Below are 22,233 nucleotides of genomic sequence, written 5' to 3'. Positions count from 1 at the left end.
TCCAGTACGAGGGCCTACGCCCGGCGCGCCGAGAGCACGCACCTGACGCCGCGAGGCCGCCCTCCGGGCGACGACGGGAATTGTCAGACAGGCCCGAGCGAACGTCCGGTGAACCAGCCGTGACACGGGGGAACTTGCGGTCCCCAGTCCAGGCGGTGGACTTCGCGGAAGTGGTACGAGCGTGTCACGTCCACGCAGCACACGCTTAACACGCGTCCGGCACATTAGTGGGTGTCGGCAGGGCGGGAGCGGCTCCCCGCCCCGGCCGGCACCGAACGTCCAAGGACCTCCGGAGCGGCTCCCGGACCTCCATGGACGCTTGGACGTGAGACCCGGCCCTGACCCGGTCCATGTCCCTCGCGGGGACCGCCGTCGTCCCGCCCCCCGGTAACGGGGGTGCGGCGGTCCCCGCGCACCTCTTTGCGGCTAAACCGCCGCCGCTCTCGCGGAGGTGGTTGCTCGCCGTCGTGGTTCCTCAATTGTTGATCGCGGTCGTCGTCGCTTTCCAACTACCCAGCAGGGCAAGTCGTTCGGCCGTTTCCGAGCCGGGTTCCGGGGTGTACGCCACGATCGTCTGGTCCGGGTCGGTCGGGACCGTGAGGGTCTCGTAGGGGAGGGTGAGCAGTCCGGCCACCGGATGCTGGATGCGCTTCACGCCGTACGCGCACGCCTTGACCTCGTGGTCCGCCCACAGCCGGCGGAAGTCCGCGCTCTTCAGGGAGAGTTCGCCGATCAGCGCGGCCATGCGGGGGTCGTCGGGGTGGCGGCCCGCGTCGATCCGCAGGTTCGCGACGCTCTGGGCGGCGACGGCCGCCCAGTCGGGGTAGAAGTCCTCGGCCGCCGGGTCGAGGAACACCTGGCGCGGGATGTTGCGCTCGGCCGGGGCCAGCGAGCTGAAGCCGTTCACCGCGTCGCCGAGCGCGTTCCAGGCGAGCACGTCCATGCGGCGGCCCAGCACGAACGCCGGCGTCCGGTCCATGCCGTCCAGCAGCAGCTGCACACCGGGGCGCACCCGCGGGGCCGCCGGGCGCCCGGTGCCCTTGCGGCGGGGGCGGGCCACCGCCCGCAGATAGGCGTGCTCGGTCTCGTCCAGGCGCAGCACCCGGGCGATCGCGTCCAGGACCGCGTCCGAGACTCCCCCGGACTTCGTCCGGGCGGGGCCCCCGGGCCCCCTGCCCTGCTCCAGCCGGATGTAGTAGTCGACGCTCACGCCCGCCAGCTGCGCCACTTCCTCGCGGCGCAGGCCCGGCACCCGGCGCCGCCCGTGCGAGGGCAGCCCCACCTCCTCGGGCCGGATCCGGGCGCGGCGCGAGCGTAGAAAGTCTCCGAGGTCCCCGTCCATGGGTTCGATCGTAGGGGAGCGGCCCCTTCCCAGCCTGGTTCTGCCAGACCCAGGAAAAGCGCATCCCTGGGTAGGGCGCCCGGATCCGGCGAGGGTGGAGACACGCCACCGGGACCTGCCCGGCGGCACCGACCAGGGAGTACCTCATGTCGTACGACAACCTGTCCGGCCGTACCGCGGTCGTCACCGGAGCCGCCAGCGGGATCGGGGCGGCCGTCGCCCTGCGGCTCGCCGAGTCGGGCGCCCGGGTGGCGCTGCTCGCCCGGCGCGCGGACCGGCTGGAGACCGTCGTGGCGAAGATCCGGGCGAACGGCGGTCAGGCCCTCGCCGTCACCGCCGACGTCACCGACGACGCGTCCGTACAGGCGGCGGCGGACGCCGTGCACGCCGCCCACGGCACCGTCGACCTCGTCGTCAACAACGCCGGTGTGATGCTGCCCCACCCGATCGACGACGGCCGGCTCGACGAGTGGCAGCGCATGATCGACACCAATGTGACCGGTGTGCTGCGGGTGCTGCGCGCCTTCACCGGGGACCTGGTGGAAGCCGCGGCGCAGGGCCGTACCGCCGATCTCGTCAACGTGTCGTCCGTCGGCGCGCACGGCGTCTTCCCCACCTACGCGGTGTACGGCGCCACCAAGGCCGCCGTCACCCATCTCTCGCAGTTGCTGCGCACCGAGTTCGGGCCGCGTGACGTGCGGGTCACCAACGTCGAACCGGGGCTGACGGAGACCGAACTGGCCGACCACATCGGGTCGGCCGAACTGCGGGAGCAACTGGACGTCATGTTCGGGGGGATGGGCTCGCTGGCCGCCGAGGACATCGCCGACCTGGTGGGCTATGTGACGAGCCGGCCCCGGCACGTCAACCTGCGGCAGGTCGTCGTCCTGCCGACCCGGCAGGTGTGACCTGGGGGCGCGGGGTCAGTTCTCGCGGTCGGGGCGGCGGAACGCGCCCGGGTTGAGGCGGACCGCCTGGGCCATGTTCACGCCGACGATGCCGAGCCAGGTGGCGATCAGGCCGGTCGTGCCGCCGAACGTGCCGCCGAGCGCCGACAGCGGGACCGCCAGCACCAGGGAGACGATCGCGAAACCGAACCGCTCTCCCCAGGAGTCGGTGCCCTTGCCGCGCCGCGCGCCCCGCGCCACCTGGAGCTGCTGCTCGGCCAGGGTCCTGCGCAGCCGGCGCTCCACCGCGCCGTCGATGCGCTGGTCGATCTTCTCCAGGAAGGAGTCGGCCAGCTCCGACTCGTACTCGGGCCCCAGTTCCCTGCGGGCGTGCAGGGTGGCGGCGAGTTCCTTCTTCAGGTCGGTGTCATGCGCGTCCGTCATGGAGCCCACGGTAGGGAGCCGGGACGCTCGGCGCACTGGGGTAAGCCCCCGCAATTCTCCGGGGGCCCGCCCTCAGGGCAGCAGCGACACCAGTCCGCTGTCCAGGTCGAACCGTGCCGCGACCACCGATGCCCCCGCGAACGCGGGGTCCGCGCGGATCGCGTCCCGCACCCAGGCCGTGTGCGCCCGCATGGTGTGCTCGGCCCAGTCGCCGGGCAGCGCCCTGGTGCGGCGGGCGGCCGGGGTGATCTCCTCGACGAGGAGTTCCAGGTGGCCGGGGACGGGTGTGCCGGTGCGCAGCCGGCCGAGGGTGGCGGCGACGGCTCCGCAGCGCTCGTGGCCGAGCACCACGACCAGCGGGACGCGCAGTTCCTCCACGCCGTACTGGATCGAACCGAGCACGGCCTCGTCCAGCACCTGTCCGGCCGTCCTTATGCACAGCAGGTCGCCGAGACCCTGGTCGAAGACCAGCTCGGGGACGACCCGGGAGTCGATGCAGCCGAGGACGACGGCGAACGGGTGCTGTCCGCCTGCCAGCAGCCGGCGGTGGCCGACGACGTCGTGCGGGCGGCGCGGTCGGCCGGCCGCGTACCGCCGGTTGCCGGCGAGGAGTTCGTCCAGTGCGGCGGTGGCGGTGGCGGGAGCGGGGGAGTGCGGTCGGCCGGTGCCGGCCGTCGCCGGGGTGGGGGCGACGGCCAGCGCGCCGACGGCGGTCGCGGTGGCGGTGGCGGTCAGAAAGGCCCTGCGGTTCGAGGCCATGACGCTTCCTCAGAGTTCACAGAGTTCCGGTGCGGTGCTGTTGACACCTCCTCACCGTAAGCACACGCACGATTACTCCGTGTGCCTGTTTGCGGACATTTGGTGCTTCCGTCATCGGCTCATCGATCATGCGATACGGCTTCGTGATCAGGTCAGCCCGTGCTGCTTGGCGTAGGCGTCCGCCACGTCCTCCGGGTCCTTCTTGTCGTTGTCCACCTGGCTGTTGAGCTCGGTGAGCTGCTCGGTGGTGAGGAGGTTGCCGAGCCGGGCCAGCGCCTTGCGGACCGTGGAGTCGGCCTTGCGGTCGGCGATCAGCGGGACGATGTGCTGGCTGGGGATCAGGTTCTTCGGGTCGGCCAGCACCACCCAGTCGTTGGCGGCGATGTCGGTGTCGGTGGTGAAGAGGTTCGCCACGTCCACGTCGCCCTTCTTCAGGGCGCCCTTGACCAGCGGCCCGTCCGAGTCCAGCGACTTGAACTCCTTGAACTGGACGCCGTACACGTCCTGCAGCCCGATCGCGCCCACCCGCCGCTTCTTCACCTCGGGCGCGGCGCCGATGACCAGCCTGCCGTTCTGCTTGGCCAGGTCGGCCAGCGAGGTCAGGCCGTACCTCTGCGCGGTCGCCCGGGTGACGACGAAGCAGTCGGAGTCGGCGGCCTGCCCGTAGGGGAGCACCTGGAGGCCGCTGGGCAGGGCGATGGCCAGCGCGTTCTGCATGGTGCCCGGGTCCGCGGAGGTGTCCTTCGGGGCCAGGTAGTTGAGGAGGGCGCCCTGGTACTCGGGCAGCAGGTCGATGTCGCCGGCCTTGAGCGCGGGGATCACGATCTCCCGGGTGCCGAGGTTCGGGCGGACTTTCACCTGCACGCCGGCGGCCTTGAGGGCGGCCGCGTAGAGGTAGCCGAGCACCTGGTTCTCGGTGAAGTTGGCGGTGCCGATGGTGATCCCGCCCTTGCTGGAGCCGCCCCCGGCGGCGGAACCGCTGCTCTCGTTCAGGGAGGTGATGCCGCTGGAGCAGGCGGAGAGGGCGGGGACGGAGGCCGCCGCGAGGAGGCCGCCGAGGAGCGTACGTCGGTTCATCGAGGGTCCCTAGGCAGTGCGGTGGCGGAAAAGGAGGCGCTGGAGGCTGCTGAGGAGCAGGTCGAGGGCGATGGCGACGACGGCGACCAGTACCGCGCCGCCGAGCACCTGGACCAGGTCGCGCTGGGCGAGTCCGTCGAAGACGTAGCGGCCGAGGCCGCCGAAGGAGACGTACGCGGCGATGGTCGCGGTGGCCACGACCTGGATGAGCGCGAGGCGCAGGCCCGTCATGATCAGGGGGAGCGCCAGCGGCAGTTCGACCTGGAAGAGGACCTGGTGGCCGCGCATGCCCTGGCCGCGGGCGGCGTCGCGGACGTCCGGGTCGACGGCCGTCATCCCGGCGTAGGTGTTGGTGACGATCGCCGGTACGGCGAGGGCGACCAGCGCCACGTACACCGGCAGCATCGACAGACCGCCGGCCAGGAAGACCAGGACGACCAGGCCGACGGTGGGCAGCGCGCGGCCGAAGGACGCCAGGTTGATGGCGACGAACGCGCCCTTGCCGGTGTGCCCGATGAGCAGGCCGATCGGGAGGCCGATCGCGGCGGCGATCAGGGTCGCGAGCAGCGAGTACTGGAGGTGCTCGGCGAGGCGGTGGGCGATGCCGTCGGAGCCGGCCCACTGGGAGCCGCTGGTCAGCCAGGTGCCGAGGTTCTTGAAGAGTTCGAACATGTCAGGCTCGCCTCCGCCGCCACGGGGTCAGTACGTACTGGAGGGCCACCAGCAGGGCGTCGGCGACCACCGCGAGCAGGATCGTGAGCACCACGCCCGCGATCACCGGGGTCGGGAAGTCGCGCTGGAAGCCGTCGGTGAAGAGCTGGCCGAGGCCGCCGTCGCCGATGTAGGTGGCGACGCTCACCAGCGAGATGGACATGACCGTGGCGATCCGGACACCCGCCATGATCACGGGGAGGGCCAGCGGGAACTCGACCGTGAGGAGGGTGCGCAGTGGGCGGGTGCCCATCGCCTTGGCCGCCTCCTTGGTCTTCGCCGGGACCGAGTCCAGCCCTTCGACCGTGTTCCGCAGCAGCACCACCAGCGTGTAGACGGTGAGGCCGATGACGGTGGTGGTGCGGGTCAGGCCGCTGATCGGCAGCAGCAGGACGAAGATCGCGATCGACGGGATCGTGAAGAGCACGTTGGAGAGGCCGAGCAGGAAGCCGCGCAGCGGGCGGACTCGGTGGGCGAGAACCGCGAGCGGGAGCGAGATCAGCAGGCCGAGGAGGACCGCGGTCATCGCCGCCTGGAGATGGGAGAACGTGAGGCTGGTGAGGTCGTCGGTGTGGTCGCCTATCCACGACCAGTCGATGGTCATGCCGCCACCACCCGGGCCTCGGTGTGCGCCTGGCCGGCGTGTGCGTGGATGTCGTCGCGGGACGAGACGCCGGTGAGGACGCCGTCCGCGTCGACCCGGGCTATGAGCCCGGTGGGGGAGGAGATCGACTCGTCGAGCGCCGCCAGCAGGGAGTCGCCGTCCCTGAGGGGCCGCAGGGGGAGCTCGGCGCCCTCGGACCGCCAGTGCAGGGGCTTGCCCGCCGGGTCGAGCGCCAGGGTCCAGTCGCCTTGCGGTGCCGGGCCCTGCGGGACGTCGGCGAGGGTCTTGAGGGACAGCAGCTTCAGTCCCCGTTCCGCGCCCAGGAAGTCGGCCACGAAGTCGTCGGCCGGGCGGGCCAGCAGTTCGGCGGGCGGGGCGCACTGGACGAGATGGCCGCCGGTGCGGAAGACGGCGATCCGGTCGCCGAGCCGGACCGCCTCGTCGATGTCGTGCGTGACGAAGACGATGGTCTTGTTCAACTCCTTCTGGAGCCGGAGCAGTTCGTCCTGGAGCTGGGCGCGGACCACCGGGTCGACCGCGCCGAACGGCTCGTCCATCAGCAGGACCGGCGGGTCGGCGGCGAGGGCGCGGGCCACGCCGACGCGCTGCTGCTGGCCGCCGGAGAGCTGGTGCGGGTACCGCTTGCCGGAGTCGGCGGCCAGGCCCACGGTCTCCAGGAGTTCGGCGGCGCGGGCGCGGGCCTTCTTCCGGTTCCAGCCGAGCAGCAGCGGGACGGTGGCGATGTTGTCGAGCACCGTGCGGTGCGGGAAGAGCCCGGCCTGCTGGATGACGTACCCGATGGAGCGGCGCAGTTCGGCCGCGTCCTGTTCGAGGATGTCCTTGCCGCCGACCTTGATGGTGCCGGAGGTCGGGTCGACCATCCGGTTGATCATGCGCAGGGTGGTGGTCTTGCCGCAGCCGGAGGAGCCGACCAGGACGGTCACCCCGCCCTCCGGCATCTCCAGGGAGAGATCGTGGACTGCTGTCGTGCCGTTGGGGAAGCGCTTGTGGACCGCGTCGAACTGGATCATGAGATGTCCCTTGCCCGGCTGTATAACGTCATGCAGAGTTCTTCGTAGGTGAATAGCTTGTCAACGGTCTGGCGTTAATCCGAGGTAACGGATGACCGCAGCGCAAGATCGGGTGTCCGGATTGAGGGGAGTATGGGCGTGTTGTCGTCTCGCATCGTGGACGCATCCGGAATGGTGCATTCCGGCCTGGTGATCCTCGACGGCATCGGAATGGGCGTCGAGGATGTCGTACGACTCGCCGACGGCGCCGCCCGGCCGGTCCCCGGCACGGACGGGATGCGGCGCGCGGAGGAGTCCTGGAACGCCGCCCGGCAGATCGCCGCCACCGGCCGCGTCTACGGCCGCTCGACCGGCGTCGGCGCCAACCGGAACGAGGACGTGCCCACCGAGGCCGCCGCCGGACACGGACTGCGGCTGCTGCGCAGCCATGCCGGGGCGATCGGCGAGGAACTGCCGGCCCGGCAGGTGCGCGCGATGCTCGCGGTGCGGGCCAACCAGCTGCTGGCGGGCGGCGCGGGACTGCGGCCGACCGTCGTCACCGCCCTGTGCGAGGCGCTGGAGGCGGGGGCGTATCCGGTCGTCAACGAGTTCGGCTCGGTCGGTACCGGGGACATCGCCGCGCTGGCCCAGGTGGGCCTGGCGCTGGCCGGGGAGCACCCCTGGCGGGGCGAGAAGGCCCCGGATCCCCAGCCGTTGGACAACAACGACGCCCTCGCCCTGATCAGCAGCAACGCCCTCACCCTCGGCCAGTCGGCGCTCGCCCTGCACGAGCTGCGCGGGCTGATCGAGGCCACCCAGGTGGTGGCGGCCCTGTCGCTGCTCGCCGTCGACGGCTCCCACGAGGCCTACGCGGCCCCCGTGCACGCGGCGCGCCCGCACCGGGGCAGTGTCGAAGTCGCCCGCCGGATGCGGGAGTTGATCGGCGCCGCCGACCGGCCCACCCCGCCGCTCGGCCGTATCCAGGACCCCTATGGCTTCCGCTGCGTGCCCCAGATCCACGGCCCGGCCCATGACGCCGCCGATGCCCTGGAACAGGTCCTCGCGATCGAGATCAACGCGGCCGCCGAGAACCCCCTCATCTCGTCCGAGGACCTGGCCGCCTACCACCACGGCGGCTTCTACCAGGCCCAGCTCGCCCTCGCCCTGGACCACTTCCGGCTCGCCGTCACCCAGGTCGCGCGCCTGTCCACCTCCCGGCTCTCCTCCCTCAACGAGCCCGCCTTCACGCGCCTGCGCCCCTTCCTCGCCGACCCGGAGCCCGCCTCCTCCGGCGTGATGATCCTGGAGTACGCCGCCGGCGCCGCCCTCGGCGATCTGCGCGCCTTCTCCGCGCCCGCCTCCCTCGGGCACGCTGTACTCTCCCGAGGCGTCGAGGAGCAGGCCAGTTTCGCCTCGCTCGCCGCCCGTCAAACGCTGCGCGCCTGCCGTGCGTACCGTCTGGTGGTCGGCTGCGAACTCGTCGCCGCCGTACGGGCGCTGCGCCAGCGCGAGCTCCGGCCCGAACCCGGGCTGGGGGTGGGGCTGGCGCTGGAGCTCGCCGAGGCGGTCCTCGAGGCGGACCCGGCCGACCGGCCGCTCACGGACGACGTCACGGCGGCGGCCGGACTGCTCGACCGGTTCACGGACATCTGGAGGGGGAGCACGTCATGAACGTGACCGACAGCCCTGCGACACGGTTGCAGGCGCTCTTCGAGGGGCACCGGCTGACGCCGACCCAGCGGCGCATCGCGCACAGTATGGTGCGGCGCGCCGCCGACGTGCCCTTCCTGTCCAGCGTGGAGCTGGCCGAACTGGCCGGGGTCAGCCAGCCTTCGGTGACCCGGTTCGCGGTCGCCCTCGGCTTCGACGGCTACCCGGCGCTGCGCAAGCACCTGCGTGAGGTCGTGCCCGCCGAACAGGCGGCCGGCAACGGGTCGTACAACGAGTACCAGCAGGCCGTCGAGGCCGAGATCGAGAACCTGCGGCACCTCGCCGAGGTGCTCGCCGACCCGCGCCCGGTGCAGCAGGCCGGCCGGGTGCTGGCCGCGTCCCGGCCGCTGCCGGTGCTCGGGCTGCGGGCCGCCGCCTCGCAGGCGTACGGCTTCGCCTACTTCGCCGCCAAGGTGCACCCGGACGTCCGGCTGCTCGACGAGGGCGGCACGATGATCCACGACCGTATCGACGCGGCCGTACGGGCGGGTGCGACGGCGCTGCTGTGCTTCGCGCTGCCCCGGCATCCGCGCGAGGTCGTGGACACCCTGGGCTATGCGAGGACGGCCGGGCTGACCGTCGTGACCGTCGCCGACTCCGCCTTCGCGCCCGTGGCCAAGGTCTCCGACCTGCTGCTGCCGGCCGCCGTCGGCACCGGGCTCGCCTTCGACACGGCGTGTGCGCCGATGCTGCTGGGCCGGGTGCTCCTGGAGGCGATGGCCGACGACCTGCCGGACGCGCAGGCCCGCCTGGAGGAGTTCGACGCGCGGGCGGCGGCCCGGGGGCTGTTCGTCGAATAGCCCGCTTTAAGACTCGTCTCACGTTCTGTGGTTAGCGTCCCGCCCTACGGACCGGACAGGCGAGGAGGCTGCGGACATGGCGCGTGCGGGACGAGGGACACGGGGCGGACAGGGCTTGGCCCGGGTGGCCGTGGTCGTACGGGCCGGGGCCGCCCCGCTGTGGTGGTTCGGGGTGTTCGCGGCCGGGATGGGCGTGCTGCCCGAGGGGATCACCGGGCGGCGGATCGGCGTCATGGCCGGAGCCGCGCTGTTCATCGTCGGCGCCGCCGTCGTGGCGCTCACCCGCCGCAAGCGGTACACCGCGCTGCTGCGCGGGGCCGCCCGGGCCGGCAAGCACGATGTGCTCCAGGACCGGGCGGTGACCGTGCGCAACTGGCGCCGGGGGCACCGCTGGTGGCTGCTGCTGGCCTGGGCCGTGGCGTTCGGCAGCGCCTTCGCGGTGCCGGCCGCCGGCGGCATGCTGCTCGCCGGGACCGGCACCGGGCTGCGGCTGAAGGCGGCCTGGCTGGGCCGCCGGGAGCGGGCCGAGGAGCAGCTGGTGTGGCTGCGCGTCGACTGGCTCGACGGGCGCGGCGGCCGCCCGGTCGGCAAGGCCGTCAAGGCGTATCGCGGTACCGGAATCGCGGCGGGCGACGCGGCCCCGGGCGGGGCCCGCCGCCGCACCGCGGCACTGGTGTGAACCGGGGACCCGGGGGTCAGACCTCCAGGTCCTCCTCGATCTTCTTCAGCTGGTGCCGGGCCATCGCCAGGTTGGACCGGGAGATGTCCAGGACCAGGTAGAGGAAGAGGCCGTTGCCGCCGCGGCCCTTGAGCAGCCGGATCAGGTGGTACTGGGTGGAGAGCGTGATCAGGATGTCCTCGATCTCGCCCTTGAGCCCCAGGTGCTCCATGGTGCGCATCTTGGCGCGGATCACGTCCGTGTTGCCGGCGGCGGCCACGTTGAGGTCGAAGGTCTTGCTGCCGCCCATCGTGCCCAGCGCCATGCCGGTGGTGTAGTCGACGAGCGCGACGCCGGTGGCGCCCTCGATGGAGGTGAGGGCCTCTTTCAGCGCGGTTTCGGTGTTGGCCATGACTTTCTGTTTCCTTTCAACTGTCGGTTGCGGTGCGCGCGTCGGTGGTGGTGCTGGTCCGTGGCGTGCGCGTGGTTCTGGTCCGTGTGGCTGGTGTGGTGCGGGCCGGGCGCAGGGCCTTGGCGGCGGCCTCGGCGGCGTCGACCAGCTCTCCGATGCGGGCGGCGGCCCGGCGGCCCTCCAGGTGGAGCCGGCCGACGTTCACCCGGTCCTCGGCGAGCAGGGTGAGTACGGCGCTGCGGCCGGCCGCGTAGGTGGCGACATAACCGTCCTCGCCGCGTACCAGCAGCTCCTTCAGCTCGCCCTTGCCGGTGGCGTCGGAGACCCGCACGGCGACGCCGAGCTCGGCCGCCGTCAGGGCGGCGAGACCCTCCGGGTCGACCCCCGGGCAGTCGTGCGCGACGACCAGGCCGTCCACGCCGGCCGCGAGGGCGCCGGTGAGCTGGGGCATCCGGGTGCGTAACCGGCGCAGTTCGTCGAGGACGGTCTCTCTGTCGGAGCTGCCGGGTTCTGCCGCCATCAGCTGTCTCCTCTCGGCGGGGCGGTGCCGTTCAAAGGGCCTCCAGCGCATCCCTGAGCCTCTTCAGCAGCGCGATGTCGGGGTCGGTGACCGGGGGGAGCCGGGGTGGGGCGGCCGTGGTGCTCCTCGGGGCGAGGAGTCCGGCCGCCGTCAGCCGTCGTATGTCCACCAGGGTGTGGAAGGCCGGCCGGCCCAGTTCGCGGGCGATCTCCGGGGCCGTGCGGACGCCGTCCACCCGGTCCAGGACCGCCCGCTGGCGCTGGGTGACCGGCGGTGCCGCGACCGGGTCGGCGCGGATCAGCGGGGCGCCGTCCGTCGACGGATCGGGCCAGATCCGGTACAGCAGCTCGCGGCGGCGCAGGGTCTCCCGCTCCAGCGCGGTGACGGGGACCGCCGGGAACGGGCCGGCGGCGGCCGGGGTGCCGTAGCGGAACCGGCACGGGGTGCTGCTGGGCGCGAGCGCGAAGTACCCGGCGTCGTACAGCGCGCCGAGGCGGCACAGTTCCAGGGAGCCTCTCGGCAGCAGACCGGCGGCGAGCAGCCGGTGCACCGCGGCGGGTATGTCGTCGGTCCAGGGCCAGACCGCCGGGTCGAGCGTGCCGTGGGCCGTGAGGAGCACGTCGAGGCCCGGGGCGAGGGGGCTCTCGGCGTGCACCACGCGGCCCTCGGCCAGGTGCAGGGTGCCGTGCTCGCGGACCAGGACTCCGGTGGCCCGCTCGTCGGCGAGGCGTATCAGCATCGGCGAGAGCGCGCCGGCCGCCCCGTCGTACGGGGCCGCCCGGTCCCGGACCGGCAGCGGCGGAGGTATCTCGACCACGGTCATCCCAGCACCAGCCGCTCGGCCATCTCGCCGAGCCGGATCCGGGCGAGGGCGAGATTGCCGTCCTCGCGGGCCAGCCACAGATGCAGGAACACCGTGGCGTCGAAGGACGTGACCACGAAGCGCAGCAGGTGGTAGCTGTCCCGGTTGCTGACGATCAGGTCTTCCACCGGAGGGCTCACCTCGGTGTCGTCCTCCGTGCTGAACGCCCCGTGCTCGGCGGCCAGCCGGGCCAGCTCGGCGGCCTCCGCCGCGGTGGTCTCGTGGTCACCGCCGGGCGCCTCCCCGACCGTGCCCAGGGCCAGCCCGCTCGTCCAGTCGACCAACGCGGCCCCCCGGGCACCGGGCAGTCGCATCGCTTCCAGTAAGCACTCGTCGATTCCGGGCACCGTGGCTCCCCTCCCACCGCCTGGCTCTCCGGTTGAGTGACGCAGACACTACGCAACGTGTGCGACGGGAGGGATGCGTTTGGCATTTTCCAGTGGAACATGCTTGCGGCAGGCTAGTGTTGGTCAACTGGGCTGCTTTTCACACCAGTTGATCCCTCTGTTTCGGGTGTCTCAACGGCTTCCGGTGGTGCGCGGGGTGGTGAGCGCGTCGGCGTGCGCCCCTCCGGAATCGGCCACGATCTCCGCGACCGTCTGCGGATCCCGTACGACGGCGAACGCCACGCCTCCGGCGCCGTCCGGTACGAAGCCGTAAACCCCGGGCCGGACAAGGGAGTTGTAGGAGAAGTGGGTGCCGAAGTAGTACGCCCCGGTGTCCAGCGCGGCCGCGAGGTCGCCCTGCTCCAGCAGTGGCAGCGCGCGCCCCTCGGCGAGCAGGTCGCCCGTGAAGCAGGCCGGCCCCGCCACGTCCTGCACCACCGCCGGGCCCTCCTTGGGCCGTCCCTTGGCGTCGTACGCGGCGATCCTGAGCGGCCAGGTCCCCGGCACGTACACCGTCCGTGCCGCCACCTGTACGCCCGCGTGCGTCACCGCGATCCGCCGTCCGCCGGAGCTCTTGGCGTACTCCACCCGGGCCACCACCGTCCCGTACCGGGCCAGCAGCGACCGCCCGAACTCCGTCACCAGCCCGTACCGCCCGTCGAACAGCCCCGGCACCGCCTCCGCGAGGAGCCGCGCGTACTGCGCGTACGTCGGCTCCGTCGTCTCCGACGCGAAGTTGACCGACAGCCCGCCGCCGATGTCGAGGGTGTCGATCTGCCGCCGCCCGATCCGCGCGTTGATCTCCTCGGCCAGCGCGTACGTCTCCGCCACGCCCCGCGCCAGCAGCGACAGCGAAATCCCCTGCGAACCGATGTGCGCGTGCAGCCGTGTCAGCCACGGCCGCTCCGCGAACGCCCTCACGACCCACTCCCGCGCCCCCTCGTCCCGCAGCCCCACCCCGAACTTCGAGGTCGCCGTCGCGGTGGAGGTGGCGCCGATGCTCCCGGCCCCGATCTGCGGGTTCACCCGGATCCCGAGCGGCGAGCGGGAGCGGGCGGAGTCCATGAGCGCGTCGATGCGCCGCAGCTCCTGCGGATTGTCCGCGTTCACGGCGATGCCCAGCGCCAGCGCCTCCCGCAGCTCCGCCCCGGTCTTGGCGGGCGCGTCGAACACCGTCCGCTCCGCCGGCACCCCGGCCGCCCGCGCCAGCGCCAGCTCGCCCGCGCTGGCCACCTCGGCGCCGATGCCCTCCCCGGCCAGCAGCCGCACCACCGGCACCAGCGGGTTCGCCTTCACCGCGAAGGCGTGCAGGATCGGCGTGCCGGGCGCCGCGACCGCCTCGAACGCCCGGCGCAGCGCCGCCGCCGAGGCACGGATGCCGGTCACGTCCAGCAGGCCTACGATCGGCGCGTCCGGCCCCAGCAGTCCCTGCTCCACCGCCGCCCGCACGGCGTCGTCCCGCCGCACCACCCGCTCACCGTCGTCCCTGCCCACTTCGTCGCCCGCTCCTTCGCTCGCCTCGTTCTCCGCTTCGTCGTCCACCGCGACGTCCCCCGACATGTCGTCGTCCGCACCCTTAAGGCCCATAAGTCCAGCCAAACATCCGGAACGCGGCCGCGCTGGCGGACCAATGTATTGACTAGTTCTATTCAGCGGGCCAGGATGTGAATAACCGAATAACCGCAGGAACACTTCACTGGCCGTCATTCGCTAGGAGGCAGACCATGTCAGGACCCCGCCCCGTACGAGCGCCGCGCGGTACGGAACTGAGCGCCCTGGGATGGCAGCAGGAAGCCGCCCTGCGGATGCTGCAGAACAACCTCGACCCCGAGGTCGCCGAGCACCCCGACAAGCTCGTCGTCTACGGCGGCACCGGCAAGGCCGCCCGCGACTGGCGTTCCTTCGACGCCATGGTCCGCACCCTGCGCACCCTCAAGCAGGACGAGACCATGCTGGTCCAGTCCGGCCGCCCGGTCGGCGTGATGCAGACCCACGAGTGGGCACCGCGCGTCCTCATCGCCAACTCCAACCTGGTCGGCGACTGGGCCAACTGGGAGGAGTTCCGCCGTCTGGAGGCCCTCGGCCTGACCATGTACGGCCAGATGACCGCCGGCTCCTGGATCTACATCGGCACCCAGGGCATCCTCCAGGGCACCTACGAGACCTTCGCCGCCGTCGCCGCGAAGAAGTTCGGCGGCACCCTCGCCGGGACGATCACCCTCACCGCCGGCCTCGGCGGCATGGGCGGCGCCCAGCCGCTCGCCGTCACCATGAACGACGGCGTCGCGATCTGTATCGACGTCGACCCGCGTGCCATCGAGCGCCGTATCGAGCACCGGTACCTCGACGTGAAGGCCGACTCGCTCGCGCACGCCCTCCAGCTCGCCGTCGAGGCCCGCGACGCCCGTCGCCCGCTCTCCATCGGCCTGCTCGGCAACGCGGCGGAGCTGCTTCCGCAGATGCTGGCCGAGGGCGCCCCCATCGACATCGTCACCGACCAGACCTCGGCGCACGACCCCCTCGCCTATCTGCCGGTGGGCATCGCCTTCGAGGACATGGCGGACGTGGCGGCCAAGGACCCGGCGGGCTTCACGACCCGCGCCCGTGAGTCCATGGCCAGGCACGTCGAGGCCATGGTCGGCTTCATGGACGCCGGTGCCGAGGTCTTCGACTACGGCAACTCGATCCGCGGCGAGGCCCAGCTCGCCGGGTACGAGCGGGCGTTCGCCTTCCCCGGCTTCGTCCCCGCCTACATCCGCCCCCTCTTCTCCGAGGGCAAGGGCCCCTTCCGCTGGGCGGCCCTGTCCGGTGAGGCCTCCGACATCGCCAAGACCGACAAGGCGATCCTCGACCTCTTCCCGGAGAACGAGTCCCTGCACCGCTGGATCAAGCTGGCCGGTGAGCGGGTCCACTTCCAGGGCTTGCCGGCGCGTATCTGCTGGCTCGGCTACGGCGAGCGCGACAAGGCCGGCGAGCGGTTCAACGACATGGTCGCGAGCGGCGAGCTGGCAGCCCCGCTCGCCATCGGCCGCGACCACCTCGACTGCGGCTCCGTGGCCTCGCCCTACCGCGAGACGGAGGCCATGCTGGACGGGTCCGACGCGATCGCCGACTGGCCGCTGCTGAACGCCATGGTGAACGTGGCGTCGGGTGCGTCCTGGGTCTCCATCCACCACGGCGGTGGGGTGGGGATGGGGCGGTCCATCCACGCGGGGCAGGTGACGGTGGCCGACGGTACGAAGCTCGCCGGCGAGAAGATCCGGCGGGTACTGACCAACGACCCCGGCATGGGCGTCATCCGGCACGTCGACGCCGGGTACGACATCGCGGAGTCGGTCGCCGACGAGCGGGGGGTTCGGGTGCCGATGCGCGAGGGTGACGACGCGTGAATGCCCGTGAGGGGGGACGTGGCGGCAGCGCTCCGGTGGGGGCCGATGCCTCGTTGCCCAGCGCGGGTGCGGCTGTGCCCACCCTCCCCCACTCTCAACTTCGTTCGAGCGGGGGGACCCCCATCGCCCTGCGGAACGACTGCCCACAGCCTGTGCCTGTACGGAGCGCGGCCTCCTTCCACTCCATGTGGCGTGAGCTGCTCCCCATCGGGCGGCACGCCGACTCCCACGGTTACCGGCGCTTCGCCTGGACCGGGGCCGATGCCGAGTGCCGGGCCTGGTTCATGGAGCAGGCCGAGGCGCGTGGGCTGACGTACGAGGTCGACCGGAACGGGAACCAGTGGGCCTGGCTGGGGGACCCCGCCGCCGGGGACGCCGTCGTCACCGGGTCGCATCTGGACTCCGTCCCGGACGGCGGGGCCTTCGACGGCCCCCTCGGTGTCGTGTCCGCCTTCGCCGCGCTCGACGAACTCCGCGGCAGGGGAGCGGAGTTCACGAGGCCCCTCGCCATCGTCAACTTCGGTGACGAGGAGGGCGCCCGGTTCGGGCTCGCCTGTGTCGGGTCACGGCTCACCGCCGGGCAGCTCACCGTCGAGCAGGCGCACCGGCTGACCGACGGGGACGGGGTCACCCTGCCCCGGGCCATGGAGGCCGCCGGCCACGACCCCGACGCCATCGGCGCCGACCCCGAGCGGCTCGCCCGCATCGGCGCCTTCGTCGAGCTGCACGTCGAGCAGGGCCGGGCGCTGGACCTGTCCGGGGACCGGGTCGGCGTCGCCAGTGCCATCTGGCCGCACGGACGCTGGCGGTTCGACTTCCGCGGCGAGGCCAACCACGCCGGCACCACCCGGCTGGCCGACCGGCACGACCCCATGCTGTCGTACGCCGAGACCGTGCTCGCCGCCCGCCGCGAGGCCGAACTCGCCGGTGCCGTCGCCACCTTCGGGAAGATCGCCGTCGAGCCGAACGGCGTCAACGCCATCCCCTCCCTGGTGCGCGGCTGGCTCGACTCGCGCGCCGCCGACCAGGCCACCCTCGACACCGTCGTCGGCGGCATCGAGAAGGCGGCCCGGGAGTACGCGCAGGCGCACGGCATCGATCTCGACGTGGTCCGGGAGTCCTTCACCCCGGTCGTCGAGTTCGATCACGCCCTGCGGGACGAACTCGGCCGTGTGCTCGGCCGGGACACCGGGCTCACCGTGCCCGTCCTGGGCACCGGTGCGGGACACGACGCCGGGATCCTCTCCGGGAGCATCCCGACCGCCATGCTGTTCGTGCGCAACCCCACCGGTGTCTCGCACTCCCCGGCCGAGTTCGCGGCCGAGGACGACTGCGTGGCCGGGGTGGGCGCGCTCGCCGACGTACTGGAAGGGCTGGCCTGCGGGTGACGACACGGACGACGTACTGGTTGGAGTACGCCTGGCTGGACACGTATGTCGAGCCAGGTGTCGCCGTGGAGGTGGCGGACGGCCGGATCACCGCCGTCCGCACGGACACCCCCACCCCGCCGCCGATGGCCGAGATCCTCCGCGGTCTCACCCTCCCCGGCCTGGCCAACGCCCACTCGCACGCCTTCCACCGCGCCCTGCGCGGCACCGTCCAGGTCGGCTCCGGGACCTTCTGGACCTGGCGCGAGCTGATGTACTCCTTCGCCGACCGGCTGACCCCGGAGACCTACCACGCGCTCGCCCGCGCGGTGTACGCCGAGATGGCGCTCGCGGGCATCGCCTGCGTCGGCGAGTTCCACTACGTCCACCACGCCCCCGGCGGCACCCCGTACGCCGACCCCAACGCCATGGGCGAGGCGCTGATCGCGGCCGCCGCCGACGCCGGCATCCGCATCACCCTCCTCGACACCGCCTACCTCTCCGCAGGCTTCGGGGAGCCGCCCAACGCCCACCAGACGCGCTTCTCCGACGGCAGCGCGGAGGCCTGGGCCGAACGCTGTTCAGTTCTCAAGGAACGGGATCACGCGCGGATCGGGGCGGCGATCCACTCCGTACGGGCCGTGCCCGCCAGGCAGTTGGCGACCGTGGCCCGCTGGGCCGAGGAGCGGCGGGCCCCGCTCCATGTGCACCTGTCCGAGCAGACGGCGGAGAACGACGCCTGCCTGGCCGCCCACGGCCGCACCCCCACCCGGCTGCTCGCCGACCACGGCGTCCTCGGCCCGCGCACCACCGGCGTCCACAACACCCACCTCACCGACGAGGACATCGCGCTGCTCGGCGGCTCCGGCACCGGCACCTGCATGTGCCCGACCACCGAACGGGACCTGGCCGACGGCATCGGACCGGCCGTCGCCCTTCAGCGGGCGGGCTCGCCGCTCTCCCTCGGCTCCGACAGCCACGCCGTCATCGACCTGCTCGAAGAGGCGCGCGCGATGGAGCTGAACGAGCGGCTGCGCACCCGTACCCGGGGCCACTGGACCGCCGCGGCCCTGCTGCGCGCCGCCTCCGCCGACGGCCACGCGGCCCTCGGCTGGGAGGGCGCGGGCACCATCGAGACCGGCATGCTCGCCGACCTGACGACGATCGCGCTCGACTCGGTCAGAACGGCAGGGCCGCTGCCCCGGCTGGGCGCCGAGACGGCCGTATTCGCGGCGACGGCAGCGGACGTACGGCACACGGTCGTGGGCGGCCGGCACGTCGTACGAGACGGTGCGCACACCCTCGTACCCGATGCGCCGCAAGCCCTCGCGCGGGCCGTCGAAGCCCTCCGCGCCTGACGACCACCCACGAGGACACCATGAGCAGCAGCACCGTCATCACCAACATCGCCACGCTGGTCACCAATGACCCCTCCCTCGGTGACAACTCCCCTCTCGGTCTGATCCAGGACGCGGCCGTCGTCATCGACGGCGACCGTGTCGTGTGGACCGGTGAATCCAGCAAAGCACCCGCCACTGACAACCGGGTCGACGCGGGCGGCCGGGCGGTGCTGCCGGGCTTCGTGGACTCCCACTCCCACCTGGTGTTCGCGGGCGACCGCACCCAGGAGTTCAACGCCCGGATGTCCGGCCGGTCGTACACCGCGGGCGGCATCCGCACCACCGTCGCCGCGACCCGCGCCGCGACCGACGCGGAGCTGGAGGCGAACCTCACCCACTACCTCGCCGAGGCCCTCCGCCAGGGCACCACCACCTTCGAGACGAAGTCGGGCTACGGCCTGACGGTCGAGGACGAGGCGCGGGCCCTGCGCATCGCCGCCGCCCACACCGACGAGGTGACCTACCTCGGCGCCCACATCGTCTCCCCGGACTACGCCGACGACCCGGCCGCCTACGTCTCCCTGGTCACCGGCGAGATGCTCGACGCCTGTGCCCCGTACGCCCGTTGGATCGACGTCTTCTGCGAGAAGGGCGCCTTCGACGGCGACCAGGCCCGCGCGATCCTCACCGCGGGCAAGGCGAAGGGCCTGACCCCGCGCGTCCACGCCAACCAGCTCTCCTACGGCCCCGGCGTCCAGCTGGCCGTCGAACTGGACGCGGCGAGCGCCGACCACTGCACCCACCTCACGGACGCCGACGTGGACGCGCTCGCGAACAGCGGGACGGTCGCCACCCTCCTGCCGGGCGCCGAGTTCTCCACCCGCGCCGCGTGGCCGGACGCCCGCCGCCTCCTGGACGCGGGCGTGACCGTGGCCCTGTCCACGGACTGCAACCCGGGCTCCTCCTTCACCTCCTCCGTCCCCTTCTGCATCGCCCTGGCCGTCCGGGACATGCGCATGACCCCGGACGAGGCGGTGTGGTCGGCGACGGCGGGCGGCGCGCAGGCCCTGCGGAGGGACGACATCGGCCGGCTCACCCCGGGCGCGTATGCCGACCTGACCCTGCTGGACGCCCCCAGCCACGTCCACCTCGCCTACCGGCCCGGGGTTCCGCTGGTCGCCGGGGTGTGGCGCAGGGGCGTCCGGTCCGTCGGCTGACTCAGCTCGCCCCGGCCCGCCAGCGCTGGGCCGTGCCGTTGGTGATCGGGTCCAAGGAGAGCTGGTCGTCGCCGTTCGGGGTGAGGGCCGTCTCGAGGGCGATCTCCGGGCGGATCTCGCCGTCGTAGACGACCGTGAAGCGCAGGTTGTCGCCGTGGTCGCCGTCCACCGACGAGCACTCCCAGATGCCGACGCCCTTGTCGACCGAACCCCGGCTGTCCAGGCAGAAGTCGGGGTCCGCGGCGGACTCCAGCACGCCCCGGTCCGCGTCGACCCGCCAGCGCTGGGTGGCGGAGGCGGAGCAGGTGGCCGTGACGACGTCGGTGCCGTTGTCGAAGTCGCCGTCCCGTACGTCCAGACAGCGGCCGGTGGCGGCGTTCACGACCTGGGCGTAGCCGGCGCCCGGGGGCTTCGGGGCGGGTGACGGGGTCGGCGAGGCGGAGCGTGTCGGGGTCGGAGTCGGGGTGGGGGGCGGAGTCGGGGTCGGGCTGTGCGACGGCTTCGTGCGGGAGGGCGACGGGGAGAGGGTCGCCGTCGCCGTCACGGTCACCTGCGGGGTGGTGGGCGGTGCCGGCGGCGTCGCGGCCGCCGGGTTCCGGGGGTGCGAGGCCGGGCGGGTCAGGAGGACCAGCAGCAGCGGTACGAGGGCCACGCCCAGTGCCGTGGAGGTCAGCAGGACGCGGCGGGACGGGGACCGGCGTCCGCGCACCGGGCCGGGCTCGGCGGGCGCCTCCGACGGGGTCTCCTGCCGGATGTACGCCGTTCCGCCCCAGGGCAGCAGGCCCTCCGCCAGCGTCGTGCGCGGGCTGTCCCGGAGCGCGGTCAGGTCCTCGAACGCGGCCGTGCAGTACGGGCAGTGGGCCATGTGCGCGTGCAGGTCGGCGCTGTGCCGGGGGTTCTCCGGGCGTACCGACTCCTCGATCAGCCGGCGGAAGTCCGCGCAGCGCGGGTCGTCGGAGGCGGCCAGGCGGCCGCGCAGACAGGCCTGTGCCAGCGACTGGAGCGCGGGCGGGGTGTCGTACCGGACGTCCTCGGGGGTCAGGCCGAGGTGGGCTGCGGTCCGGGCCGGGGGTTCCTGGTCCAGTACGCCGTACCAGAGCAGGCCCTGGGTGCGGGACGGCAGGGACTGGAAGGCCGCGAGCAGGGGCGGGGCGGGCGGCTCGGGGGTGCCCGTCGAGTTCAGGACCAGAAGGAGGGTGGGGTCCAGGGCGGCGGAGCGTTCGTCGTGCGCCCACTCGGCGGCCAGCCGTGCGGTCAGCAGAAGCAGATGGTGGCGCAGGGGGACGACCGGCTCGGCGCCGCGCGCGATGTCCCGGGCGGCGGTGGCGAAGGTCCCCGCGGTGAGCCGGCGGGCCGCCGCGTCACCGGTCGTGCAGAGGCGGGCGTAGCCGAGGACCGCGGGCTGGTGACGGGCGCGCAGTTCCTGGAGGGCCGGGTAGGCGGTGGCGGCGGGCGCGCGCAGGAGTTCGGTCAGGCGTGCGTCCGGGGGTGGGTTGTCCTGGACCATCGTGCGCCCCTTCGTGCCGGCCGGCCGTGTGCCCGTCCTTGCTGACGTACCGGCCAGTTTGGAGTGTGGGCGGGACGCGAGGGAGGCCTTTGACGAAAAGAGACGGGCGGAAGAGACAGCGAGGGAGACGGGCGGGGGAGAAGGGCGGGAGAGACGGGCGGGAGAGACGGGCGGGGCGGGCGACGGGGGTTGTCGGGCGGGGCGGCCGACGGGGGCGTGTCCGGCGTACGGCTGCGGGCGCGGGGGAGCGGCCTGCTCCCACGCGCCCGCAGTAGTCGTACGACCCCGGCAGCCGCTTCTGTCACTCGTCCAGCGTCAGCGCCTTGCGCAGTTGCACCAGGGTCCGGGACAGCAGCCGGGACACGTGCATCTGCGAGATGCCGAGTTCCTCGCCGATCTCCGACTGGGTCATGCCGGCGACGAAACGCAGCGAGAGGATCCTGCGGTCCCTGGAGGGAAGTTCGGCGATCAGCGGCTTCAGGGACTCGATGTACTCGATGCCTTCGAGGCCGTGGTCCTCGTAGCCGATGCGGTCCGCCAGGGCGCCCTCGGACTCGTCCTCGTCCGGCTGCGCGTCCAGGGAGGAGGCCGTGTACGCGTTGGAGGCGGCCATGCCCTCGACGACCTCGTCGTTCGAGAGGCCGAGGCGCTCCGCGAGTTCCGCGACCGTGGGGGCGCGGTCCAGCTTCTGGGCCAGCTCGTCGCCCGCCTTGGCGAGGTCGAGACGCAGCTCCTGGAGGCGGCGCGGGACCCGCACCGACCACGACGTGTCGCGGAAGAAGCGCTTGATCTCGCCGATGATGGTTGGCATCGCGAAGGTGGGGAACTCGACGCCGCGGGAGAGTTCGAAGCGGTCGATCGCCTTGATCAGGCCGATCGTGCCGACCTGGATGATGTCCTCCATCGGCTCGCTGCGGGAGCGGAACCGGGAGGCGGCGAACTTGACGAGCGCGAGGTTCAGTTCGACGAGCGTGTTGCGCACGTACGAGTACTCGTGGGTGCCTTCCTCCAGCGACTCCAGCCGCGCGAAGAGGGTCTTGGACAGGGCTCGCGCGTCGACCGCGTCGACCTGGTCGTACGGGGGGATCTCGGGGAGGTCGAGCTCCGTGGCGAGTCCCTCGATGGCATCCAGTTGTTCCGGTGGGGGTGTCGACGTCGCCGTCCGGGTATGCGATGCGTCGAGCCGGGGTGACATGGTGTCCTCCATCGTTCTCGGCATAAGGCTGCCGAA

At 72.6% G+C, this 22,233-nt stretch carries 22 protein-coding genes; 8 read left to right on the top strand and 14 right to left on the bottom strand.

The window, feature by feature from the left end; all coding sequences use genetic code 11:
* Positions 1-475: 475 nt before the first annotated feature.
* Positions 476-1,342 (bottom strand): helix-turn-helix transcriptional regulator, encoded by an 867-nt coding sequence (locus ACZ5K7_RS44935; protein WP_468923704.1) that lies wholly within the window; start codon positions 1,340-1,342, stop codon positions 476-478.
* A gap of 146 nt (positions 1,343-1,488) precedes the next feature.
* Here ACZ5K7_RS44935 and ACZ5K7_RS44930 point away from each other — a divergent pair, with 146 nt between their 5' ends.
* A complete protein-coding gene (locus ACZ5K7_RS44930; protein WP_468923701.1) occupies positions 1,489-2,250 on the top strand; it encodes an SDR family oxidoreductase in 762 nt (253 codons plus the stop codon).
* Between the two features lie 15 nt (positions 2,251-2,265).
* Here ACZ5K7_RS44930 and ACZ5K7_RS44925 read toward each other — a convergent pair whose 3' ends face one another.
* From ACZ5K7_RS44925 to ACZ5K7_RS44900, 6 genes are all read right to left on the bottom strand, one after another.
* A complete protein-coding gene (locus tag ACZ5K7_RS44925; protein WP_351706512.1) occupies positions 2,266-2,673 on the bottom strand; it encodes a hypothetical protein in 408 nt (135 codons plus the stop codon).
* Positions 2,674-2,745: 72 nt separating this feature from the next.
* Positions 2,746-3,432, bottom strand: coding sequence for a carbonic anhydrase (locus tag ACZ5K7_RS44920; RefSeq protein WP_468923697.1), 687 nt, complete (start codon positions 3,430-3,432; stop codon positions 2,746-2,748).
* Between the two features lie 147 nt (positions 3,433-3,579).
* The gene (locus tag ACZ5K7_RS44915) at positions 3,580-4,509 is read right to left on the bottom strand and encodes an ABC transporter substrate-binding protein (protein ID WP_468923694.1); all 930 of its coding nucleotides are present in this window, start codon (positions 4,507-4,509) and stop codon (positions 3,580-3,582) included.
* 9 nt (positions 4,510-4,518) lie between these two features.
* Entirely contained in the window at positions 4,519-5,181 is a 663-nt protein-coding gene (locus tag ACZ5K7_RS44910; protein ID WP_351706503.1) for an ABC transporter permease, read from the bottom strand.
* Position 5,182: 1 nt separating this feature from the next.
* Entirely contained in the window at positions 5,183-5,824 is a 642-nt protein-coding gene (locus tag ACZ5K7_RS44905) for an ABC transporter permease (RefSeq protein ID WP_351706500.1), read from the bottom strand.
* Positions 5,821-6,855: an ABC transporter ATP-binding protein gene (locus ACZ5K7_RS44900; RefSeq protein WP_468923691.1), complete on the bottom strand. Its 1,035-nt coding sequence runs from the start codon at positions 6,853-6,855 to the stop codon at positions 5,821-5,823. Before ACZ5K7_RS44900 ends, ACZ5K7_RS44905 begins: the two co-directional genes overlap by 4 nt.
* Before the next feature lie 132 nt (positions 6,856-6,987).
* Here ACZ5K7_RS44900 and ACZ5K7_RS44895 point away from each other — a divergent pair, with 132 nt between their 5' ends.
* The 3 genes from ACZ5K7_RS44895 to ACZ5K7_RS44885 all read left to right on the top strand — a co-directional run bounded on the left by ACZ5K7_RS44895 (position 6,988) and on the right by ACZ5K7_RS44885 (position 10,023).
* The gene (locus ACZ5K7_RS44895; protein WP_468923687.1) at positions 6,988-8,505 is read left to right on the top strand and encodes an aromatic amino acid ammonia-lyase; all 1,518 of its coding nucleotides are present in this window, start codon (positions 6,988-6,990) and stop codon (positions 8,503-8,505) included.
* A complete protein-coding gene (locus tag ACZ5K7_RS44890) occupies positions 8,502-9,344 on the top strand; it encodes a MurR/RpiR family transcriptional regulator (RefSeq protein ID WP_351706491.1) in 843 nt (280 codons plus the stop codon). The genes ACZ5K7_RS44895 and ACZ5K7_RS44890 overlap by 4 nt, the downstream gene beginning before the upstream one ends.
* A 76-nt stretch (positions 9,345-9,420) precedes the next feature.
* On the top strand, positions 9,421-10,023 hold the full coding sequence (locus tag ACZ5K7_RS44885; protein ID WP_468923684.1) for a hypothetical protein: 603 nt from the start codon (positions 9,421-9,423) through the stop codon (positions 10,021-10,023).
* A 16-nt stretch (positions 10,024-10,039) separates the two neighbouring features.
* Here ACZ5K7_RS44885 and ACZ5K7_RS44880 read toward each other — a convergent pair whose 3' ends face one another.
* The 5 genes from ACZ5K7_RS44880 to ACZ5K7_RS44860 form a co-directional block, all read right to left on the bottom strand.
* On the bottom strand, positions 10,040-10,414 hold the full coding sequence (locus ACZ5K7_RS44880; protein ID WP_351706485.1) for a hypothetical protein: 375 nt from the start codon (positions 10,412-10,414) through the stop codon (positions 10,040-10,042).
* Positions 10,415-10,430: 16 nt separating this feature from the next.
* Positions 10,431-10,934, bottom strand: a complete 504-nt coding sequence (locus ACZ5K7_RS44875) for a roadblock/LC7 domain-containing protein (protein WP_351706482.1) — start codon at positions 10,932-10,934, stop codon at positions 10,431-10,433.
* 31 nt (positions 10,935-10,965) lie between these two features.
* The gene (locus tag ACZ5K7_RS44870; RefSeq protein WP_468923679.1) at positions 10,966-11,757 is read right to left on the bottom strand and encodes a transcriptional regulator; all 792 of its coding nucleotides are present in this window, start codon (positions 11,755-11,757) and stop codon (positions 10,966-10,968) included.
* Entirely contained in the window at positions 11,754-12,143 is a 390-nt protein-coding gene (locus ACZ5K7_RS44865) for a hypothetical protein (RefSeq protein WP_089102296.1), read from the bottom strand. Before ACZ5K7_RS44865 ends, ACZ5K7_RS44870 begins: the two co-directional genes overlap by 4 nt.
* A gap of 171 nt (positions 12,144-12,314) precedes the next feature.
* Positions 12,315-13,742: a type III PLP-dependent enzyme domain-containing protein gene (locus tag ACZ5K7_RS44860; protein WP_468923676.1), complete on the bottom strand. Its 1,428-nt coding sequence runs from the start codon at positions 13,740-13,742 to the stop codon at positions 12,315-12,317.
* 164 nt (positions 13,743-13,906) lie between these two features.
* On the opposite strand from ACZ5K7_RS44860, the gene hutU reads away from it, so the two are divergent.
* The 4 genes from hutU (at position 13,907) to hutI (ending at position 19,495) form a co-directional block, all read left to right on the top strand.
* Positions 13,907-15,571 carry a urocanate hydratase gene (hutU, locus tag ACZ5K7_RS44855; RefSeq protein WP_468923673.1) on the top strand — a complete coding sequence of 555 codons (1,665 nt, stop codon included), beginning with the start codon at positions 13,907-13,909 and terminating at the stop codon, positions 15,569-15,571.
* A gap of 185 nt (positions 15,572-15,756) precedes the next feature.
* Entirely contained in the window at positions 15,757-16,959 is a 1,203-nt protein-coding gene (locus ACZ5K7_RS44850; protein WP_468923716.1) for an allantoate amidohydrolase, read from the top strand.
* Complete coding sequence (locus tag ACZ5K7_RS44845; protein ID WP_468923713.1) at positions 16,950-18,296, top strand: formimidoylglutamate deiminase; 1,347 nt, start codon at positions 16,950-16,952, stop codon at positions 18,294-18,296. The genes ACZ5K7_RS44850 and ACZ5K7_RS44845 overlap by 10 nt, the downstream gene beginning before the upstream one ends.
* Before the next feature lie 20 nt (positions 18,297-18,316).
* A complete protein-coding gene (hutI, locus tag ACZ5K7_RS44840; protein WP_450972869.1) occupies positions 18,317-19,495 on the top strand; it encodes an imidazolonepropionase in 1,179 nt (392 codons plus the stop codon).
* A gap of 1 nt (position 19,496) precedes the next feature.
* Here the strand turns inward: hutI and ACZ5K7_RS44835 are convergent, their stop codons facing one another.
* Both ACZ5K7_RS44835 and ACZ5K7_RS44830 read right to left on the bottom strand, forming a co-directional pair.
* Positions 19,497-21,002: a ricin-type beta-trefoil lectin domain protein gene (locus ACZ5K7_RS44835; RefSeq protein ID WP_468923669.1), complete on the bottom strand. Its 1,506-nt coding sequence runs from the start codon at positions 21,000-21,002 to the stop codon at positions 19,497-19,499.
* A 301-nt stretch (positions 21,003-21,303) separates the two neighbouring features.
* Complete coding sequence (locus ACZ5K7_RS44830) at positions 21,304-22,197, bottom strand: RNA polymerase sigma factor SigF (RefSeq protein WP_351706461.1); 894 nt, start codon at positions 22,195-22,197, stop codon at positions 21,304-21,306.
* Positions 22,198-22,233 lie beyond the last annotated feature (36 nt).

The sequence above is a fragment of the Streptomyces sp. NPDC031497 genome (assembly GCF_055580905.1).
This window is presented reverse-complemented; position numbering and strand designations above follow the sequence as displayed.

Bases quoted from the DNA above. Each gene is read 5' to 3' on its own strand.
- ACZ5K7_RS44920 (WP_468923697.1), bottom strand. From the start codon at position 3,432: ATGGCCTCGAACCGCAGGGCCTTTCTGACCGCCACCGCCACCGCGACC.
- ACZ5K7_RS44830 (WP_351706461.1), bottom strand. From the start codon at position 22,197: ATGTCACCCCGGCTCGACGCATCGCATACCCGGACGGCGACGTCGACA.
- ACZ5K7_RS44850 (WP_468923716.1), top strand. From the start codon at position 15,757: ATGTGGCGTGAGCTGCTCCCCATCGGGCGGCACGCCGACTCCCACGGT.
- ACZ5K7_RS44900 (WP_468923691.1), bottom strand. From the start codon at position 6,855: ATGATCCAGTTCGACGCGGTCCACAAGCGCTTCCCCAACGGCACGACA.
- ACZ5K7_RS44880 (WP_351706485.1), bottom strand. From the start codon at position 10,414: ATGGCCAACACCGAAACCGCGCTGAAAGAGGCCCTCACCTCCATCGAG.
- ACZ5K7_RS44835 (WP_468923669.1), bottom strand. From the start codon at position 21,002: ATGGTCCAGGACAACCCACCCCCGGACGCACGCCTGACCGAACTCCTG.
- ACZ5K7_RS44875 (WP_351706482.1), bottom strand. From the start codon at position 10,934: ATGGCGGCAGAACCCGGCAGCTCCGACAGAGAGACCGTCCTCGACGAA.
- ACZ5K7_RS44885 (WP_468923684.1), top strand. From the start codon at position 9,421: ATGGCGCGTGCGGGACGAGGGACACGGGGCGGACAGGGCTTGGCCCGG.
- ACZ5K7_RS44915 (WP_468923694.1), bottom strand. From the start codon at position 4,509: ATGAACCGACGTACGCTCCTCGGCGGCCTCCTCGCGGCGGCCTCCGTC.
- ACZ5K7_RS44860 (WP_468923676.1), bottom strand. From the start codon at position 13,742: ATGTCGGGGGACGTCGCGGTGGACGACGAAGCGGAGAACGAGGCGAGC.
- hutI (WP_450972869.1), top strand. From the start codon at position 18,317: ATGAGCAGCAGCACCGTCATCACCAACATCGCCACGCTGGTCACCAAT.
- ACZ5K7_RS44905 (WP_351706500.1), bottom strand. From the start codon at position 5,824: ATGACCATCGACTGGTCGTGGATAGGCGACCACACCGACGACCTCACC.
- ACZ5K7_RS44870 (WP_468923679.1), bottom strand. From the start codon at position 11,757: ATGACCGTGGTCGAGATACCTCCGCCGCTGCCGGTCCGGGACCGGGCG.
- ACZ5K7_RS44890 (WP_351706491.1), top strand. From the start codon at position 8,502: ATGAACGTGACCGACAGCCCTGCGACACGGTTGCAGGCGCTCTTCGAG.
- ACZ5K7_RS44930 (WP_468923701.1), top strand. From the start codon at position 1,489: ATGTCGTACGACAACCTGTCCGGCCGTACCGCGGTCGTCACCGGAGCC.
- ACZ5K7_RS44910 (WP_351706503.1), bottom strand. From the start codon at position 5,181: ATGTTCGAACTCTTCAAGAACCTCGGCACCTGGCTGACCAGCGGCTCC.
- hutU (WP_468923673.1), top strand. From the start codon at position 13,907: ATGTCAGGACCCCGCCCCGTACGAGCGCCGCGCGGTACGGAACTGAGC.
- ACZ5K7_RS44935 (WP_468923704.1), bottom strand. From the start codon at position 1,342: ATGGACGGGGACCTCGGAGACTTTCTACGCTCGCGCCGCGCCCGGATC.
- ACZ5K7_RS44895 (WP_468923687.1), top strand. From the start codon at position 6,988: ATGGGCGTGTTGTCGTCTCGCATCGTGGACGCATCCGGAATGGTGCAT.
- ACZ5K7_RS44925 (WP_351706512.1), bottom strand. From the start codon at position 2,673: ATGACGGACGCGCATGACACCGACCTGAAGAAGGAACTCGCCGCCACC.